17 protein-coding genes are annotated in these 16,527 nt (G+C 69.2%); 7 read left to right on the top strand and 10 right to left on the bottom strand.

What is annotated here, in order from left to right; all coding sequences use genetic code 11:
• From tdh to AB4Z18_RS00590, 3 genes are all read right to left on the bottom strand, one after another.
• Positions 1-1,044, bottom strand: coding sequence for an L-threonine 3-dehydrogenase (gene tdh, locus AB4Z18_RS00600; RefSeq protein WP_441780762.1), 1,044 nt, complete (start codon positions 1,042-1,044; stop codon positions 1-3).
• Positions 1,045-1,123: 79 nt separating this feature from the next.
• Positions 1,124-2,293, bottom strand: coding sequence for a sensor histidine kinase (locus tag AB4Z18_RS00595; RefSeq protein WP_441780761.1), 1,170 nt, complete (start codon positions 2,291-2,293; stop codon positions 1,124-1,126).
• Positions 2,287-2,997 carry a response regulator transcription factor gene (locus tag AB4Z18_RS00590; RefSeq protein ID WP_441780760.1) on the bottom strand — a complete coding sequence of 237 codons (711 nt, stop codon included), beginning with the start codon at positions 2,995-2,997 and terminating at the stop codon, positions 2,287-2,289. The genes AB4Z18_RS00595 and AB4Z18_RS00590 overlap by 7 nt, the downstream gene beginning before the upstream one ends.
• 156 nt (positions 2,998-3,153) lie before the next feature.
• On the opposite strand from AB4Z18_RS00590, the gene AB4Z18_RS00585 reads away from it, so the two are divergent.
• The 3 genes from AB4Z18_RS00585 to AB4Z18_RS00575 all read left to right on the top strand — a co-directional run bounded on the left by AB4Z18_RS00585 (position 3,154) and on the right by AB4Z18_RS00575 (position 4,922).
• A complete protein-coding gene (locus tag AB4Z18_RS00585; RefSeq protein ID WP_441780759.1) occupies positions 3,154-3,594 on the top strand; it encodes a DM13 domain-containing protein in 441 nt (146 codons plus the stop codon).
• The gene (locus AB4Z18_RS00580; RefSeq protein ID WP_441780758.1) at positions 3,591-4,088 is read left to right on the top strand and encodes a DoxX family membrane protein; all 498 of its coding nucleotides are present in this window, start codon (positions 3,591-3,593) and stop codon (positions 4,086-4,088) included. The genes AB4Z18_RS00585 and AB4Z18_RS00580 overlap by 4 nt, the downstream gene beginning before the upstream one ends.
• A 96-nt stretch (positions 4,089-4,184) precedes the next feature.
• On the top strand, positions 4,185-4,922 hold the full coding sequence (locus tag AB4Z18_RS00575) for a cysteine hydrolase family protein (protein ID WP_441780757.1): 738 nt from the start codon (positions 4,185-4,187) through the stop codon (positions 4,920-4,922).
• On the opposite strand, the gene AB4Z18_RS00570 is transcribed toward AB4Z18_RS00575, so the two are convergent.
• From AB4Z18_RS00570 to AB4Z18_RS00550, 5 genes are all read right to left on the bottom strand, one after another.
• Positions 4,919-5,332 carry a heat shock protein transcriptional repressor HspR gene (locus AB4Z18_RS00570; RefSeq protein WP_441780756.1) on the bottom strand — a complete coding sequence of 138 codons (414 nt, stop codon included), beginning with the start codon at positions 5,330-5,332 and terminating at the stop codon, positions 4,919-4,921. The two genes, AB4Z18_RS00575 and AB4Z18_RS00570, sit on opposite strands and share 4 nt — an antisense overlap.
• Position 5,333: 1 nt before the next feature.
• Positions 5,334-6,326 (bottom strand): DnaJ C-terminal domain-containing protein, encoded by a 993-nt coding sequence (locus AB4Z18_RS00565; protein WP_441780755.1) that lies wholly within the window; start codon positions 6,324-6,326, stop codon positions 5,334-5,336.
• 126 nt (positions 6,327-6,452) lie between these two features.
• Positions 6,453-7,145, bottom strand: coding sequence for a nucleotide exchange factor GrpE (grpE, locus tag AB4Z18_RS00560; protein ID WP_441780754.1), 693 nt, complete (start codon positions 7,143-7,145; stop codon positions 6,453-6,455).
• Between the two features lie 2 nt (positions 7,146-7,147).
• On the bottom strand, positions 7,148-9,013 hold the full coding sequence (gene dnaK, locus AB4Z18_RS00555; protein ID WP_441780753.1) for a molecular chaperone DnaK: 1,866 nt from the start codon (positions 9,011-9,013) through the stop codon (positions 7,148-7,150).
• 168 nt (positions 9,014-9,181) lie between these two features.
• Positions 9,182-10,795 (bottom strand): MFS transporter, encoded by a 1,614-nt coding sequence (locus AB4Z18_RS00550; RefSeq protein WP_441780752.1) that lies wholly within the window; start codon positions 10,793-10,795, stop codon positions 9,182-9,184.
• Between the two features lie 120 nt (positions 10,796-10,915).
• On the opposite strand from AB4Z18_RS00550, the gene AB4Z18_RS00545 reads away from it, so the two are divergent.
• A complete protein-coding gene (locus tag AB4Z18_RS00545; protein ID WP_441780751.1) occupies positions 10,916-11,647 on the top strand; it encodes a GTP pyrophosphokinase in 732 nt (243 codons plus the stop codon).
• 18 nt (positions 11,648-11,665) lie between these two features.
• Here AB4Z18_RS00545 and AB4Z18_RS00540 read toward each other — a convergent pair whose 3' ends face one another.
• Positions 11,666-12,604, bottom strand: coding sequence for a hypothetical protein (locus AB4Z18_RS00540; protein ID WP_441780750.1), 939 nt, complete (start codon positions 12,602-12,604; stop codon positions 11,666-11,668).
• A 149-nt stretch (positions 12,605-12,753) separates the two neighbouring features.
• On the opposite strand from AB4Z18_RS00540, the gene AB4Z18_RS00535 reads away from it, so the two are divergent.
• Positions 12,754-14,190 (top strand): MFS transporter, encoded by a 1,437-nt coding sequence (locus AB4Z18_RS00535; RefSeq protein WP_441780749.1) that lies wholly within the window; start codon positions 12,754-12,756, stop codon positions 14,188-14,190.
• Between the two features lie 21 nt (positions 14,191-14,211).
• On the opposite strand, the gene AB4Z18_RS00530 is transcribed toward AB4Z18_RS00535, so the two are convergent.
• Positions 14,212-14,880, bottom strand: a complete 669-nt coding sequence (locus tag AB4Z18_RS00530; RefSeq protein WP_441780748.1) for a MarR family winged helix-turn-helix transcriptional regulator — start codon at positions 14,878-14,880, stop codon at positions 14,212-14,214.
• A 55-nt stretch (positions 14,881-14,935) separates the two neighbouring features.
• Here AB4Z18_RS00530 and AB4Z18_RS00525 point away from each other — a divergent pair, with 55 nt between their 5' ends.
• Both AB4Z18_RS00525 and idi read left to right on the top strand, forming a co-directional pair.
• Positions 14,936-15,901 (top strand): hypothetical protein, encoded by a 966-nt coding sequence (locus AB4Z18_RS00525; protein ID WP_441780747.1) that lies wholly within the window; start codon positions 14,936-14,938, stop codon positions 15,899-15,901.
• Complete coding sequence (idi, locus tag AB4Z18_RS00520) at positions 15,898-16,449, top strand: isopentenyl-diphosphate Delta-isomerase (protein ID WP_441780746.1); 552 nt, start codon at positions 15,898-15,900, stop codon at positions 16,447-16,449. The genes AB4Z18_RS00525 and idi overlap by 4 nt, the downstream gene beginning before the upstream one ends.
• The last annotated feature ends 78 nt before the right edge of the window (positions 16,450-16,527 follow it).

The following is a 16,527-nucleotide window of genomic DNA, read 5'->3' as shown; positions in this document are numbered from 1 at the left end:
CTAGACCTCCGTCCAGTCGAGGATGACCTTGCCACCGCCGGCGGCGGCCGCCGCGGCGAACCCCTTCTCCCACTCCCGCGCGGGGAAGCGGTCGGAGACGATCGACGCGATTGCGTCATGCAACGCGGCGGAGGTCTGCAGCATGGCGCCCATCGCGTTCCACGTCTCGAACATCTCGCGCCCGTAGATGCCTTTGAGGGTGAGCATGTGGGTGACGACGATGCCCCAGTCCACCGCGATCTGCGACGAGGGCAGCCCCAGCATGGCGATCCGGCCGCCGTGGTTCATGTTCTCGATCATCGACGGCAGGGCGGTCGGTGCGCCGCTCATCTCGAAGCCGACGTCGAAGCCCTCGCGCATCCCGAGCGCCTTCTGCGCCTCGTGGATGTCGTGCGTCGAGACGTCGACGGTGAAGTCGGCGCCCATCCCGCGGGCGAGCTCCAGCCGCTGCGCACTGATGTCGGTGCCGACGATGAACCGCGCGCCGACGTGGCGGGCGACGGCGATCGCCATGAGGCCGATGGGTCCGCAGCCGGTGACGAGCACGTCCTCGCCGACGACCGGGAACGCGAGAGCGGTGTGCACGGCGTTGCCGAGCGGGTCGAACAGCGCGCCGACCTCGGGCTCGATCGCGCTGTGGTGCACCCAGACGTTGGTGGCGGGGAGGACGAGCTGCTCGGCGAAGGCGCCGTCGCGCTGCACCCCGACGCCCTTCGTGCGAATGCACATCTGGCGGCGGCCGGCGCGGCAGTTGCGGCAGGTGCCGCAGACGATGTGCCCCTCGCCGGAGACCAGGTCGCCGACCTCGACGTCGTGCACCAGCGGGCCGACCTCGACGACCTCGCCGAAGAATTCGTGGCCGGGGATGAGCGGGGCCTTCACGGCCGACGCCGCCCAGTCGTCCCAGCGCTGGATGTGCAGGTCGGTGCCGCAGATACCGGTGCGGAGGACGCGGATCCGGACATCCTCGGGGCCCATCTCGGGCTCGGGTACGTCGACCAACTGGAGGCCGGGTGCGGCCTCGCTCTTGAACAGGGCTCTCATCGTCGCTTCCTCGTGGGACTCGGTGTGCTTCATCGCGCGGCCGCTGCTCGCCTTGTGGGCGGTTCGGCCGAGATAGAGCCTAGACCGTCCTCGCGGGGGTGACGCCGATCAGCTCGCGAGGGGTCGCGACAGGCAGGGTCACCGACACCTCGAACCCGGACGCCGAGTGCTCTGCCCGCGCCGTTCCGCCGTGGGCTTCGGCGATGGCGCGGACGATGGCGAGGCCCAGACCCGCTCCCGTCCACGCGTCGGCCTGCGCCCGCGGCGACCGCGCGACGTCGCCTCGCCAGCCCACCTCGAACATCCGCTCGAGATCCTCCGGCGGAACACCGCAGCCCTCGTCGCGGACACTCAGCCGGAGCAGCGAATCGTCCCTCGTCGCCGACACGACCACCGCAGACCCCTGCGGCGCATGACGGACGGCGTTGGCCACCAGGTTCACGACCACACGGCTGAGGAGATGCGGGTCGACCCAGGCTTCACCGTCGGCGACCTCGCCGTGGATGACGCTGACGCCGGCCGGCGCGGTCGGACGCACTTCGGACACGGCATCGGACACGAGGTCCATCACCGCGACGGCCTCTCGCCGCGGCCGCAAGCCGCCGCCCTGCAGACTGGAGAGCTCGAACAGGTCGTTCACCAGGCGGGACATGGAGTGCGCCTCCTGGCGGATCCGCCGGATGTAGTCGGCCGGGTCCGGCGCCAGACCATCGTCCAGCGCCTCCGCCAGCGCCTGCACGCCGGTGAGCGGCGTCCGCAGGTCGTGGGAGATCCACGCGAAGAACGAGCGGCGGCTCGCATCCAGCCGTTCGAGCTCCGAGCGCGTGGCCGCCAGCCGCTCGGACGCCTCCGCGAGACGCAGGGAGACCTCCGTCAGTTCGCGCCCTGCGTGGACGCCGGCCTCGATCACCTCGCCGTCGCCGACCCGGCGAGCCGAGTCGCCGAGAAGACGTGCCGAGTGCCGGAGCTGGCGTCCGACGATCCAGGCGGCCAGCAGGCTGAGGACCGACGAGACGCTCACGACCCACAGCAGCACGGTCAGGTCGTGGTGCGAGAAGTACATCTCCGCGGCGATCGCGATCGTCGATCCCGCAATCGCGGCGACGGCGGCCACGACGACCACCGCGAACCGTGAGGCGATGGATGCGCCACGCCACTTCCGCAGGACGACGATCGCTACCAGGTTCGCGATGGCCGTGCATGACAGGGTCGTGAGCGCGATGAGCTGCAGATCGGCGAAGGTCAGCATGGCTCCACCGCCCCGGCGGCAAAACGGTAGCCGGCGCCCCACTCCGTCAGGAGGAACAACGGAGAGTTCGGGTCCTCCTCGATCTTCTCGCGGAGCCGGCGCACGTGGACGGTGACCGTCGACGCTTCGCCGGCGCTCCAGTCCCACACTTCGCGGAGAACCTCCTCGCGGCTGATGATCCGGTCGGGGTTGCGGACGAAATAGAGCAGCAGGTCGTACTCTCGCGGGGCGAGAACCAGCTCTTGCGCGCCCGACCACGCCCGGCGGCGAGCGGGATCGAGCCGGAACGGCCCGCGCACCACCGAGGCTGCGGCTACGCTACCGCCGCGACTGCGCCGGATCAGCGCGTTCACCCGCAGCACGAGTTCCCGCAGTGCGAACGGCTTGGAGAGGTAGTCGTCGGCGCCCCGCTCCAAGCCGTCGATCCGGTCGTCGGTGCCGCCGAGTGCGGTCAGCATGATGATCGGGAGCGCCGGCGCGACCGCACGCGCTTCGCGGCAGACCTCGTCGCCGCTGTAGCCGGGCAGCATGCGATCGAGCACCAGCACATCGGGAAGGGACGCTCGGAGCGCCCGGATCGCGTTCGCGCCGTCGGCGTGCGCGACGACCGTGAAGCCGTCCGCCCGCAGGTAGTCACCGACCACGCCGAGGACGTTCGGGTCGTCCTCGACGATCATCGCCACCGGCGCACGCTCTTCGATCACTCCATGACCCTCTCCTGCGATGCCCGCCGGGCGGGCGTTTCTTACGGGCTGGAAAGAATCGCCTCGCCGCGCGCCGGGCCCTCGATAGCTTCAGTCTCGCCGACGTGACCGTGAGTCCCCTCGGCGTCCATCGAAATACCAAGGAGTGAACCACCCATGCGCAAAACGTTCTTCGCCGGCGCGGCCATCGTCGCCCTGTCCCTCTCGCTGACCGCCTGCAGCGCACCCTCCACGGCCGACACGAGTTCGCCATCGTCGACCACGTCGTCGAGCGCTCCGGCCGCGACCTCCACCGACGACCGGACGGGCACGTTCGCCGGGCTCAACGGGAAGAAGGTCGCCGGCACCGTCAGCTTCCAGGACGGCAACCTGGTGCTGAGCGGATTCTCGTCGGACGAAGGCCCCGACCTGCACGTCTACCTCGCGAACGGCACGGATGAGGCGACCGTCACGGCCGGCAAGGAGATCAAGGGCGTGTCGTTCGACACCGCATCGCAGAAGATCTCGCTCGGCGGCGTCGACACCGCAGGCTTCGCCTACGTGGTCATCCACTGCGACAAGGCGAAGGCGGTCTTCGGCGCCGCGCCCCTGTCATGACCGCTCGCGAACTCGCCGCGCCGATCCTGGTCGGTGCGGCGAGGGTCGCGCTCGGCGGCCTGTGGCTGAATGAGGCGGCGATCAAGGTGCGCTCGGGATTCGGCGGTGCGGACATCCTGCTGGTCGCGAACGGCGCGGCCACCAACTCGCGTGTCCCCGGCTACTTCCACTGGTTCGCATCGAACGTGATGCAACCGGCCTCCGGATTCTTCGGTTTCGCGATCCCCCTCCTGGAGGCGGGACTCGGCGTGGCACTCATCCTCGGCATCCTCACCCGGGCGGCAGCAGTGATGTCCGTCCTCACCTTGCTGCTCTACTGGTCGTCGGACCAACTGATCTGGGAGTACCCGGTGATGGTCGCCCTGTCCGTCGTCGTGGTCGCCTTCCCCGACTCCGCCCGCCGCTTCTCCCTGTCAGCGCTCCTCGAGTGGATGTTCGCCCGAGGACGTCCGGAGAGGCCGCCTCTGCCGCGGTCGCTGGTCGTCTGGCTCTGAAGGCGATCCTTGACCCGATCCCCGAGTGGTGACCAGGTGTCACCACTCGACCGGCGAAACGACATCCACTCACCGTTCGATGGCTAGAGTTCAGCCATGAAGCGCGCGTTGGTCGTCGTCGACCTGCAGAACGAGTACGTTACCGGGAACCTGAAGATCTGCTTCCCGGACCTGATGACCTCCATCCCGAACATCGAGGTGGCGTGGGATGCGGCCGACGATCACGGCGTGCCTATCGTCGTCGTGCAGCACATCGAGGACGAGGACGCTCCGGTCTTCGCCCGCGGGTCCGAGGGCGCGGCGCTGCACTCCTCGATCGCCGACCGGACGCCCGCGCACGTGATCAGCAAGACCAGCGTGTCGGCGTTCCCCGGCACCGACCTGGAGCAGTGGCTGCGCTCGGCGGGCGTCGACACCGTGACCATCGCCGGCTACATGACGCAGCACTGCTGCGCTGGAACAGCACGGGATGCGGCCGAGCTCGGGTTCACCGTCGAGTTCCTGTCCGACGCGACCGGGACGCTCGACCTGGTCAACGAGGCAGGTGCCATCTCCGCCGACGCGCTGCACCGCAGCGTGCTGGTGACGATGCAGTCGGAGTTCGCCGCGGTCGCCACCACCGAGGAGTGGACGCTCGCGGTCGAGGCCGTCGACACCCTCCCGGTCTCGAATCTGTGGGACAGCACCGGCCACGCCCGGCTGCCCGAGAAGCACGCCGAACTGCACAAGCTGATGCGGGAGGTGCGCTCAGGGATCGACAGCGACATCGCCGCGGAGGAGGCGCACAACATCCAGAACACCCTCTACGTCGGCCAGGGAGTCTCCTCCCTCTAGCGCTCCAGCGGGCGCCAGACCACGAGCTGGTTGCTGCGGCGGATGCGGGTTCCGGCCCGCATCGACACGACCTCGCCCTCGGAGCCGGCCGCGAAGACGCGACGGCCCGGGCGGTTGAGGAGCTCGTCGGCGAGCGCCGACTCCAGCTCGCGGACGCGACCGCGCAGTTCGCCCACCTGGTCTTCGAGCTCCAGGATGCGGCGGATCCCCTCCAGGCTGACGCCCTCGGAGCCGAGGCGGGCGATCTCCTGCAGCTTCTCGATGTCGCGCATCGAGTAGCGGCGGGACTTGCCGGCGGTCCGGCTGGGGCTGACGAGTCCGAGCCGGTCGTACTGGCGGAGCGTCTGCGGGTGCATACCCGCGAGCTCCGCCGCGATCGAGATCACGAAGACCTGGCTGTGCTCGTCCATGTCAGCTCCGGGCCTTGGCCAGGATGTCGTCGCGCGGGTTCTCGTCGGGCAGCTTCGCGGCGAACGCCTCGAGCGCCTCCTTGGCCTCGCCGGACAGGTGCGACGGCACCGCGACCTGCACAACGGCGAGGAGGTCGCCGGTGCCCTTGCTGGTCTCGACGCCGCGGCCCTTCACGCGCAGGACCCGGCCGCTCGGGGTTCCGGGGGCGACCCGCAGCTTGACGGGGTCTCCGCCGAGGGTAGGCACCTCGATGGTCGCGCCGAGCGCTGCCTCTGCGAAGGTGACGGGGACGTTGACTCGGAGGTTGAGGCCGTCGCGCTCAAAGACGGGGTGCTTGCGCACGGTGACGGTCAGGACGATGTCGCCGGGCTCACCGCCGTCGGGGCTGGGCTGTCCTTTGCCGCGCAGCTTGATCTTCTGGCCGTCTGAGACGCCCGCGGGGATCTTCACCTTGATCGGCTTGCCGTCGGACGCCTGCAGGGTGATCGTCTCGCCGCGGGTCGCCGTGACGAAGTCGATGGTCGTGTGAGCGGTCACGTCGCGTCCGCGCGACGGGCCGCCGTAGCCTCGGTAGCCGCCGGTCGTGGTGCCGAACCGGCCGTTGCCGAACAGGCCGCCGAAGACGTCGTCGAACTCGCCGCCCTGCTGGAACGTGTAGCGCTGGCCGCCCGGTGCGCCGCCCTGGCCGAACATCCCGCCGAAGACATCGTCGAAGCCGCCCTGCGCACCCGAGCCGGGCGCGGTGAAGCGTGCGCCGGTTCCCATGGCGCGGATCTGGTCGTACTCCTTGCGCTCCTCGGCGTCGCTGAGCACCGAGTACGCCTCGCTGATCTCCTTGAACTTCGCCTCCGCGGCGGCGTCGCCGGGGTTGGAGTCCGGGTGATACTTGCGTGCCAGCTTGCGGTACGTCTTCTTGAGGTCCGCGTCGCTGACATCCTTGGAGACGCCAAGCACCTTGTAGAAGTCCTTGTCGAACCAGTCCTGGCTAGCCACGGGCGCCTCCTCTCAATGTGTGTAGATCGTGACTGAAGTCTGCATGAAATCTGCGGGTGCGGGCCGAACGGAGCGGCGGGAATGCTCCCCGCCGCTCCGTTCCGTGTCCTGCGCCGTTTCGCCGGATCAGGCCGGCACCGCGACGACGACCTTCGCCACCCGCACGGTGGTGGAGCCCAGCCGGTAGCCGGTCTCGACCACCTCGGCGACGGTGTCCGCCGTCACGCCGGGGGTGGGCTGCTGGAAGATCGCCTCGTGGATCTGCGGGTCGAAGGGCTCGCCCTTCTCGCCGTACGGGATGAGGCCCAGACGCTCGACGGCCGCGCGGAGCTTCGCCGCGATGGTCGTGAACGCGCTGCCCTCGCCCAGGTCGCCGTGCTTCTCCGCGCGCTCGAGGTCGTCGAGCACGGGGATGAGACCCTTCACCGCGTCGCCGACGGCGCGCTCCCGCTCGATCTCGCGGTTCGCCTCGGTGCGCTTGCGGTAGTTCGCGTACTCCGCGGTCACCCGCTGCAGGTCGGCGAGCCGTTCGGCAGCGAGTGCCTCCCCGGTCGTCTGGCCCGAGAGGATGTCGAGGTCGTCGTCGCTGAGGACGGTCCCGTCGTCATCGCTCTCGGCGGGGCCGACGTCGACGAGCTCCTCGTGCGCGAGGTCGTGCTCGTCGCCGTGCTCGTCGTCGCCGGCCGCCGGCTCGGGGTCGGGCTGCCGGACCTTCCCGGTCTCGGGGTCGATCCTCCGCTCCGTCCTTTCATCAGGTACAGGGCGGATGATCGGTTCCTCGCGTTCTGGCTCCTGGGAGCCGCCGTTCTGGTCCGACATGGTTACTTCTTCTCCTCGTCCTCGACGACCTCGGCGTCGATGACGTCCTCGTCGTCGGAGGACGACTCGCCCGAGGGCTGGCCCTCGCTCGCGTCAGCGGCCGGAGCCTCCGACGCCTGCGCGGAGGAGTAGATCGCCTCGCCGAGCTTGCCCTGGCTGGCGTTCAGCTTCTCGAAGGCCGACTTCACGGCCTCGTCGTCGTCGCCCGCGAGCGCCGCCTTCAGGCCGTCCACGTCGCCCTGGACCTCGTTCTTGACGTCCTCGGGGAGCTTGTCCTCGTTGTCCTTGATCAGCTTCTCGATCGAGTAGACGAGCTGCTCGGCCTGGTTGCGGGTCTCGGCGGACTCGCGGCGCTTCTTGTCCTCCGCCGCGTGCTCCTCGGCCTCGCGCACCATCCGGTCGATGTCGTCCTTCGGCAGGCTGGACCCGCCGGTGATCGTCATCGACTGCTCCTTGCCGGTGCCCTTGTCCTTCGCGGACACGTGCACGATGCCGTTGGCGTCGATGTCGAAGGTGACCTCGATCTGCGGGATGCCGCGGGGGGCCGGGGCGATACCGGTCAGCTCGAAGGTGCCGAGCGGCTTGTTGTCGCGGGTGAACTCGCGCTCGCCCTGGAAGACCTGGATCGCGACGGACGGCTGGTTGTCGTCGGCCGTGGTGAAGGTCTCGCTGCGCTTGGTGGGGATGGCCGTGTTGCGCTCGATGAGCTTGGTCATGATCCCACCCTTGGTCTCGATGCCGAGGGACAGCGGCGTGACGTCGATGAGGAGGACGTCCTTGCGCTCGCCCTTGAGGACACCGGCCTGGAGGGCTGCGCCGACGGCGACGACCTCGTCCGGGTTTACGCCCTTGTTGGGCTCCTTGCCGCCGGTCTCCTGCTTCACGAGCTCGGAGACGGCCGGCATACGGGTCGAACCACCGACCAGCACGACGTGAGCGATGTCGGACACCTTGATCCCGGCCTCACGGATGACGTCCTGGAAGGGCTTCTTGGTGCGGTCGAGGAGGTCACTGGTCATCTGCTCGAACTGGGCGCGGGTGAGCGACTCGTCGAGGTTGGCCGGGCCGTTCTCGGTCAGCGAGAGGTAGGGCAGCTGGATGCTGGTCGACATGCTCGACGACAGCTCCTTCTTGGCCTGCTCCGCAGCCTCCTTGAGGCGCTGGAGGGCGATCTTGTCCTTCGAGACGTCGACGCCCGTGCTGTCCTTGAAGCGCTTGATCAGCCAGTCGACGATGCGCTGGTCCCAGTCGTCGCCGCCGAGGCGGTTGTCGCCGGCGGTCGAACGTACCTGGATGGTCGAGAAGTCGTCGTCCTTGCCCACCTCGAGCAGGGAGACGTCGAACGTTCCGCCACCGAGGTCGAAGACGAGGATGAGCTCGTCCTCCTTGCCCTTGTCGAGGCCGTACGCGAGGGCCGCGGCGGTGGGCTCGTTGATGATGCGGAGCACGTTGAGGCCCGCGATCTCACCGGCCTCCTTGGTGGCCTGACGCTCGGCGTCGTTAAAGTACGCCGGCACGGTGATGACGGCGTCGGTGACGGTGTCGCCGAGGTACTGCTCCGCGTCGCGCTTGAGCTTCTGCAGGATGCGGGCCGAGATCTCCTGGGCCGTGTACTTCTTGCCGTCGATGTCGGTGGTCCACGTGGTGCCCATGTGGCGCTTCACCGACGAGATGGTGCGGTCGACGTTGGTCACCGCCTGGCGCTTGGCGGTCTCGCCGACGAGGACCTCGCCATCCTTGGTGAAGGCGACCACCGACGGGGTGGTGCGGAAGCCTTCCGCGTTCGCGATGACCGTGGGCTCTCCACCCTCGAGCACCGAGACGACGGAGTTGGTGGTTCCGAGGTCGATACCTACTGCACGTGACATGTGTGCTTCTCTCCTTTGTTGCTGGCTTATGGCCGTAAAAGTCTGTGGTCAAGACTTGAGCCTCGACGACTCAAGACTGTCATCCACGAGTGGATGCTGTCAAGACGTCGAACCCAAAACTTGAGTACACAAGACTCAACTTTGGAGAGAAGTCTGCTATTCCCGGGATCAGCCCGAGAGGGTGCCTTCCGCCGCGGCGCTCGGCGCGGGATCGGGGAGCCGGCGCATCCGGAACGCGTTGCCGACGCCGAGGAGCCCGGCCAGCAGCGGCACCAGGAGCGCGACCTGCAGGGAGATCGGCCGCGACTCGGTGTTGATGCGGATGACCTCCGCGCGCACTTCGGGCGACTCGGTGGCGAGCAGCTCGGCGAGTTTCGTGTTCGACATGACCTCGGCATCCGTTTCCAGCACCTGCGAGATCTGCGCCTTGTCGTCCGGCGGCAGCACGACGCTCGCGTCGGTCTTCGCCGCGAAGGTCGACGCCAGTGTCGCCAGCATGATCGCGCCCGCGAACGCCAGGCCGAAGGAGAGCCCGAACGACCCTGCCGCGGAGTTGACGCCCGCCGCCTCGCTCACGCGCTCGTCGGACACCGGCGAGAGGGTGTAGTTGTTCAGTTGCGAGACCAGCAGTCCGAGCCCACAGCCGGCGACGATGAGCGGCAGCGTCAAGTACCAGCCGGAGGTGGCGATCGGCACGATCGGGATGAGCGCCCCGATCCCGACGACCACCAGCACGAAGCCCCACAGGATCAGCGACGCCGGCCTGCGCTTCGCCGCACGCCCGGCGATCAGGGCCACCGCGAACATGCTCAGAGACAGCGGCGCGATCGACAATCCGGACCACAACGCGTTGTACTCGAGCACCATCTGCAGGTAGATCGGCAGCGCGATCATCGTCCCGCCCAACGCGATCTGCTGCAGCAGCTGACCGGAGACGCCCGACTGGAACAGTTTCGAGCGGAACAGCCCCGGATCGAGCAGCGTCGGCTTCGACCGGCGCGCGCGGGAGCGCAGCCAGATGATCAGGGAGAGGAGCCCGGCGACGCCGACGAGGATGATCAGCAGCACCCGCTCCCCGCCCTCCTGCCACACGAGAATGCCGGTGACGATGCCGCCCATCCCGATCACGGAGAACAGTGCCCCGACCAGGTCGATCGAGCGTTCGCCTGTGTACGGGACGTCCTTCACCAGGCCGATCCCGGCCAGCACGACCGCGATGATCACCGCCTCCAGCAGGAAGCCGACCCGCCACGACAGGAACGTCGTGATGACGCCGCCGAGCAGCGGCCCGACGGCGGCGGCGATCGCGGCCGACGCCCCGACCAGCGCGTAGACGCGCTTCTGCTGGGCGCCCTCGAAGTTGCCGTGGATGAGCGACTGCATCGCGGGCAGCAGCAGCGAGGCCCCGATGCCGCCGATCACCGCCCAGAAGATGATGATCGCAGTGAGGCTCTGGGCCAGCGTCATCGCGATCGCCCCGACCGCATAGCCGAGGAGGCCCAGGATGTACGCGAGCTTCCGGCCGATCAGGTCGCCGGTCTTGCCTCCGATGAGGATGAACGCCGCCGAGACCAGCGCCTCCAGGGCGATCGCGCTCTGCACCCCGCTCACGGTCGTGTGCAGGTCGTGCACCACGGCGGAGATGGACACGTTCATGAGAGAGGTGTCGACGACGAGGACGAACATGGCCATCGCCAGCAGCAGCGCCAGGCGCACGTTGAACTTGACCGGCACCGCCCCTGTACCCGCGTCTGCACTCGCGCCTGCACCTGCACCCGACATGGCGTCAGGTAAGCACATCCGGCTCGTTCCGGGGCCTCCCCAGTTCTTGGTGCGGACGACTTATCCACCACCGCGGATTCTCACACCGACCGCACAACAGCCGTCGATAGCGTCGGAAGCATGGAAACGGACCCCGCCGCCGCCCCGCTCCTCTCGTCCCGCGCGATCGAGGCGCTGCAGAGCATCGACCCCGCGACGCTCAGCGAGGTCCAGGCGTTCCGGGACGACTTCGCGCGGTTCATCATGCCGTACAAGTTCGGTATCGACGAGATCGCGACCAAGGTGGGCATCCTTCGCGAGGAGTTCTCCGAGCTCCACGACTACAACCCGATCGAGCACATCTCCAGCCGGCTCAAGTCGCCGGAGAGCATCGAGCAGAAGGTCATCCGCAAGAACTGCGAGCCCAGCTTCGACGCGATCCGCGAAGCGATCACCGACATCGCGGGCATCCGGATCGTGTGCAGCTTCGTCTCCGACGTCTACCGTGTGTTCGATCTGCTCACGGCACAGCAGGATGTGCGGGTGCTGCGGGTGAAGGACTACATCGCGCACCCGAAGCCCAACGGCTACAAGAGCCTGCACGTGATCGTGGAGGTGCCTGTGTTCCTCAGCGAGGGGCCCGTGATGGTGCCGGTCGAGGTGCAGCTGCGGACGGTCGCGATGGACTTCTGGGCGAGCCTCGAGCACAAGATCTACTACAAGTACGACGGCGAGGTGCCGGAGGGGCTGCTTCGCGACCTGACCGCCGCGGCCGGCACCGCCAATCAGCTCGACGTCACCATGGAGAACCTGCACCGCCAGGTGCGCGGCGACGACCGCGGGACGGTGTACAGCCTCCCCGCATCGATCTAGGCGTCAGCGGGCGAGGCGTCAGTAGCCGGCGACGCCCGTGAAATCTGGGGTGCCGTCCGCGCGGGCGGGGAGCGGCTGGCCGTTGATGTAGCGCGGCCACTCCAGGCGCAGGCCGCCGGCCGGGTCGAGGCGCGGGTAGGCCGTTGCCGGAGCGGCGGCCGCGGGCGCGGGCGCGGGGCCGGTGGCAGGTGCGAAGAGCGTCCCGGCCGCGGGGCCGGCGGCGGGAGCGGGCGCGAAAGGCGCCCCGGGCGTGGAAGGCGCCCCGGGCGCGAAAGGCGTCCCAGGGGCGAACGCCGCAGGCGCCGACGCCTGGTGCGCCGCCTTCGGCCCGAACAGGGAGTACGTGAGCGGGATGAGCACGGTGCCGAGCGCATCCAGAATCGCCACCACCGCCACCAGTCGCCAGTAGGTGTCGCCGAAGTCCGTGCGCGTGAAGATCAGCGGCAGCGACAGTCCCGCGATCAACAGCCCGACCATCACGAGGGTCGCGACGGTGACCTTGCTCATGACCGGCCCGGTGAACCGTCGCTGCGTGTTCAGGACGAGGTGGATGTGCAGCAGTCCGACCCGCGTGACCAGCACCAGCAGGAACCAGGAGAACGGCGTCCACCACGGGTTGTAGACGTCGTAGCCGGCGATGCCGTCGGCGGGACGCACGTCCGGCATCCACACCTTCCACAGTCCGATGCCGAAGAGGTACACGGAGGTGATGACGCTGACCGCGCCGAACCACGCGGCCCGGCGCGCGGACACGTCGGCGTCGTACCAGGAGATCAGCGCGAAGAAGACGAAGAGGGCGATGGTGCCCATCAGTCGCCAGCAGGTCTCGTCGAAGCGGCCCAGCACGACGGCGTAGACCCCCACCAGCGCGGCGGCGATCAGCGCGCCGATCACGACGCGCGGCAGCAGGTGGCGCACCCAGCCGTACGGGTTCGAAGTGGACGGGATGGTGCTCACGATGGGCCTCCACGGAGTCGGGTGCTCGCCACGATACCGGCCACCCGGGATGGGCCTGAATCCGTGCGGACACCGAATCCTCGACCGTGACCGCGCGGAGCAGTCGCGCCGTTCACCGGCCGTTCTCCGCCAGCCCCTACGCTGAGCGTATGACAGGTGCCGAGCCCACCGGCGGCGTCGACGGCGACGCCCTGGTGACCACCGCGAGTCCGCTTTTCGCCGACAGCGCGACCGACCGCCGCATCCCCCGCCGCTGGGTTGTCTCCTGGGCGTCGTGGGACTGGGGTGGCGCGGCCTTCAACGCCGTCATCACCACGTTCGTGTTCACGGTCTATCTGACCAGCAGCCTGTTCATCTCCCCCTCCGTCGTTGCCGCTCGGGATGCGGAGAGCGGCACGACCGGCCCGGCGCACACCGCTTACGACGCCGCCGTGGCGGTGCTGTCGAGCGGGCTCGCCTGGGGCGTGGGCATCGCCGGCGTGATCGTCGCCCTCCTCGCTCCCGTGCTGGGCCAGCGGACCGACGGCTCGGGTCGGCGCAAGCTGTGGCTGGGCGTCAATACCGGTGTCGTCGTGATCGTGACGGCTCTGATGTTCTTCGTCGTCGGTGAGCCGTCGTACTTCCTGCTCGGCGTCGCGCTCGTCGCCGTCGGGACTGTGTTCTACGAGATCGCGACCGTCAACTACAACGCGATGCTGGTGCAGGTGTCGACGCCGAAGACTGTCGGCCGTGTGAGCGGCTTCGGCTGGGGCGCCGGATACCTCGGCGGGATCGTCCTCCTGCTGATCGTCTACTTCGGCATGGTGGTCGGCGACGGCGGGACGCTCCACGTGCCGACAGAGGACGGCCTCAACATCCGGATCATCGCGCTCATCGCCGCCGCGTGGACACTGATCTTCTCGCTGCCGGTCCTCTTCGTGGTGCCGGAGATCCCGCCGAACGCACGGACGCCGCGCGTCGGGTTCTTCGCCTCCTACGCCGTGCTGGTGCGCGACGTCGGCCGGCTCTGGAAGGAGAGCAGGAACACGGTACTGTTCCTGATCGCGTCGGCGCTGTTCCGGGACGGCCTGGTGGGCGTGTTCACCTTCGGCGGCATCCTCGCGCAGGGCACCTTCGGCTTCACCGGCGGCCAGGTCATCATCTTCGCCATCGCGGCGAACGTGGTCGCCGGCGTGAGCACGCTACTCTCTGGCCGGCTGGATGACCGCTTCGGTCCGAAGGCGGTCATCGTGACCTCACTGATCGGGCTGATCATCGCGGGGCTCGCGGTCTTCTTCACCCACGACCTGGGCGCCGCGGCGTTCTGGGTCGGCGGACTCGTTCTCTGCCTCTTCGTCGGTCCGGCGCAGTCGGCCAGCCGCACCTTCCTGGCCCGCGTGACCCCGGCCGGCCGCGAGGGCGAGGTGTTCGGGCTCTACGCGACGACGGGTCGCGCGGTCTCGTTCCTGGCGCCCACCCTCTTCGCGGTCTTCGTGGCGGTCGGCGGGGCGCAGTACTGGGGCATCCTGGCGATCGTGCTGGTGCTGGCGATCGGGCTGGGCCTGCTGCTGCCGGTGCGTGCCCCGCGCCGCGCCCCCGCATCCTGAGCTGCCGTACGTGCGCGAGGGTCAGGGCTCGGGGTCGGGAGTGGGGCGCGGCCAGGAGCGGACGAAACGGTCGAAGAGTTCGGCGAAGGTGCGAGCCTCCTCGGGCGTGAAGCCCGCCAGCGCGGTCTCTACCGCCGAGCGGCGGTGCGTGCGTAGTTCCTCCAGCTGTGAGCGTCCGGCGGAAGTGAGCTGGATGAGCGCCCTCCGCGCGTCGGACGGGTCGGGCACGCGGCGCACCTGGCCGCGCTCCACGCCCTCCTGCACGAGGCGGCTCGCCCGCGGCTGATCGACGCCGATCGCCTCCGCGACTCCGCTCACCGACAGGCTGCGACCCTCCCGGTCGGCGGCCTCCAGCGCCTCCAGCATCCGCACCCGCGCGATGCGCCCGAGTGAGCCGTCACGCCCGCGGCGGCCGGGACCCGGCCGGGCGGAATCGCCGAAGGGCGCCCCCTCGAAGGGTCCAGCCCCGAACGGGCCGGCGCCGAATTGGCCCGGACCGAACTGGCCGCCACCCCAGTGACCGCCGTGGTGGCCGTGCGCGTGACCGCCCTCGTGCCCGTGCGTCCCCTCCGCCCACGGCGGGCGCCGCCGGGACTGGTCGCGGCGAACCGCCAGCAGCGCGTGCTCGATCATCGCGACGATGTCCGCTTCTGGCGGAATCGGCTGATCTTCTTGACGTCCGTCGTTCATGCATGTAACTATACATTCACTTGTAACAGTACATACATCGAAAGGAGAGTCCACGATGACGAACATCGACGACTCCGCACACACCCCAGCACAGACGCCGCCCGGCTATTGGTTCGGCGTGATCGAAGCACGACTCCACGAGCGGATGCGCGAAGCGCTGTCCGACCTCGGCCTGCGCCGCGGAAGCTGGCGCATCCTCCACACCCTCGCGGACAGGCCGGCGACCGCCGCCGAGCTCGCCGACCGCCTCCCGCACGGCGGCCGTCCGGACCACGACCGCCACGCCGGTCACGACCGCTTCGGCCGACCCGAGGAGCAGAACCGCGGCGACGGGCGCGAATTCCGACCCGGCTTCCGGCCGGGCTGGCGCGGGCAGGAACCGCGCGACGAACGACCCGCCGAGCCCCGCAAGGAGCAGCCTCACACGGGTGGCGAGCACCACGACCACGGTCCCCACCACGGCTTCGAGCACGCCTTCGAGCGCGGCTACGAGCGCGGTTTCGACCGCGGCTTCGGACTCGGCGCCGTACGCGGCGGCCTCCCGTTCGCTCCGCCGTTCGCCCCCGGATTCGGCGGCCACCCCTTCGGCGGCCACCCGTACGGCGGTCATCCCTACGGCGGCCACAGCGGCCACCCGCACTACGGCCCGTACCCCGGCGGCGCACCCTTCGGCGCACCGCTCCCCGGCGGCTCGCCCTTCGGTGATCGCGGTCGCGGCCGGCACCCGTTCGGACGCGACGGCCGTCGTGGGCACCGCATCCACCGCATCCTCGGCGACTTCGTCGAGCGCGGCTGGGTCTGGTTCGACGGCGACCGCGCCACCCTTACGGACGAGGGACGCGCCGCACACGACGCCGCCTTCGAGCGCGTCGAGTCCGTGCGCGCCGAGCTCGCACAGGGCATCTCCGAGGACGACTACGCCACCACTATGACGACCCTCGAGACCATGGCGCGCAACCTCGGCTGGCGCCCCACCGCTCCCACGGACACCTCAGACGACGCGCCTAATATGGACGCATGACGCCACCCCGCGAAGAGGTCGTGCTGCTCGCCGAGGACGGCACGCCCATCGGCACGGCGGACAAGGCGACGGTGCACACGACATCCACCCCGCTGCACCTCGCCTTCTCCTGCCACCTCTTCGACGGCGAGGGGCGCATCCTGGTCACCCGCCGTGCTCTCGGCAAGGCGACCTGGCCGGGCGTCTGGACCAACTCGTTCTGCGGGCACCCCGCTCCGGGCGAGGCGATCGAGGATGCAGTGCGCCGCCGCGCCGCGCACGAACTCGGCCTCGAGGTGGACAACCTCACGCCCGCCCTGCCGGACTTCCGGTACCGCGCCGTCGATGCTTCCGGCATCGTCGAGTACGAGGTGTGCCCCGTTTTCACCGCCACGATCGTCGGCGAGCTGGACCCCGCGCCGAGCGAGGTGGCCGAGTGGGCGTGGGCGGACCCGCGCTCACTACTGGGCGCCGTCGAAGCGACGCCGTGGGCCTTCAGCCCGTGGCTGACACTGCAGCTTCCGGCGCTCTACGCCGATCACAGCGTCGAAGCTTCGGGTCAGCTGTGAGTCGAACTCATTATTTTCCACCTGTGAAATGAACTGTGGATAACTCCCTCCGCGTATGCCGAAGTGAGTATCTGTCAG

The organism is Leifsonia sp. 2TAF2, assembly GCF_052115085.1.
GTDB lineage: Bacteria > Actinomycetota > Actinomycetes > Actinomycetales > Microbacteriaceae > Leifsonia.
Note: the sequence above shows the minus strand (reverse complement) of the source record. Positions and strands in the feature narration are given on the sequence as shown.

What these genes read in the sequence shown, in the direction of transcription:
- tdh (WP_441780762.1), bottom strand. Translation starts at nt 1,044, where the DNA reads ATGAGAGCCCTGTTCAAGAGCGAGGCCGCACCCGGCCTCCAGTTGGTC.
- AB4Z18_RS00595 (WP_441780761.1), bottom strand. Translation starts at nt 2,293, where the DNA reads ATGCTGACCTTCGCCGATCTGCAGCTCATCGCGCTCACGACCCTGTCA.
- AB4Z18_RS00585 (WP_441780759.1), top strand. Translation starts at nt 3,154, where the DNA reads ATGCGCAAAACGTTCTTCGCCGGCGCGGCCATCGTCGCCCTGTCCCTC.
- AB4Z18_RS00580 (WP_441780758.1), top strand. Translation starts at nt 3,591, where the DNA reads ATGACCGCTCGCGAACTCGCCGCGCCGATCCTGGTCGGTGCGGCGAGG.
- AB4Z18_RS00575 (WP_441780757.1), top strand. Translation starts at nt 4,185, where the DNA reads ATGAAGCGCGCGTTGGTCGTCGTCGACCTGCAGAACGAGTACGTTACC.
- AB4Z18_RS00570 (WP_441780756.1), bottom strand. Translation starts at nt 5,332, where the DNA reads ATGGACGAGCACAGCCAGGTCTTCGTGATCTCGATCGCGGCGGAGCTC.
- grpE (WP_441780754.1), bottom strand. Translation starts at nt 7,145, where the DNA reads ATGTCGGACCAGAACGGCGGCTCCCAGGAGCCAGAACGCGAGGAACCG.
- dnaK (WP_441780753.1), bottom strand. Translation starts at nt 9,013, where the DNA reads ATGTCACGTGCAGTAGGTATCGACCTCGGAACCACCAACTCCGTCGTC.
- AB4Z18_RS00550 (WP_441780752.1), bottom strand. Translation starts at nt 10,795, where the DNA reads ATGTCGGGTGCAGGTGCAGGCGCGAGTGCAGACGCGGGTACAGGGGCG.
- AB4Z18_RS00545 (WP_441780751.1), top strand. Translation starts at nt 10,916, where the DNA reads ATGGAAACGGACCCCGCCGCCGCCCCGCTCCTCTCGTCCCGCGCGATC.
- AB4Z18_RS00535 (WP_441780749.1), top strand. Translation starts at nt 12,754, where the DNA reads ATGACAGGTGCCGAGCCCACCGGCGGCGTCGACGGCGACGCCCTGGTG.
- AB4Z18_RS00530 (WP_441780748.1), bottom strand. Translation starts at nt 14,880, where the DNA reads ATGAACGACGGACGTCAAGAAGATCAGCCGATTCCGCCAGAAGCGGAC.
- AB4Z18_RS00525 (WP_441780747.1), top strand. Translation starts at nt 14,936, where the DNA reads ATGACGAACATCGACGACTCCGCACACACCCCAGCACAGACGCCGCCC.
- idi (WP_441780746.1), top strand. Translation starts at nt 15,898, where the DNA reads ATGACGCCACCCCGCGAAGAGGTCGTGCTGCTCGCCGAGGACGGCACG.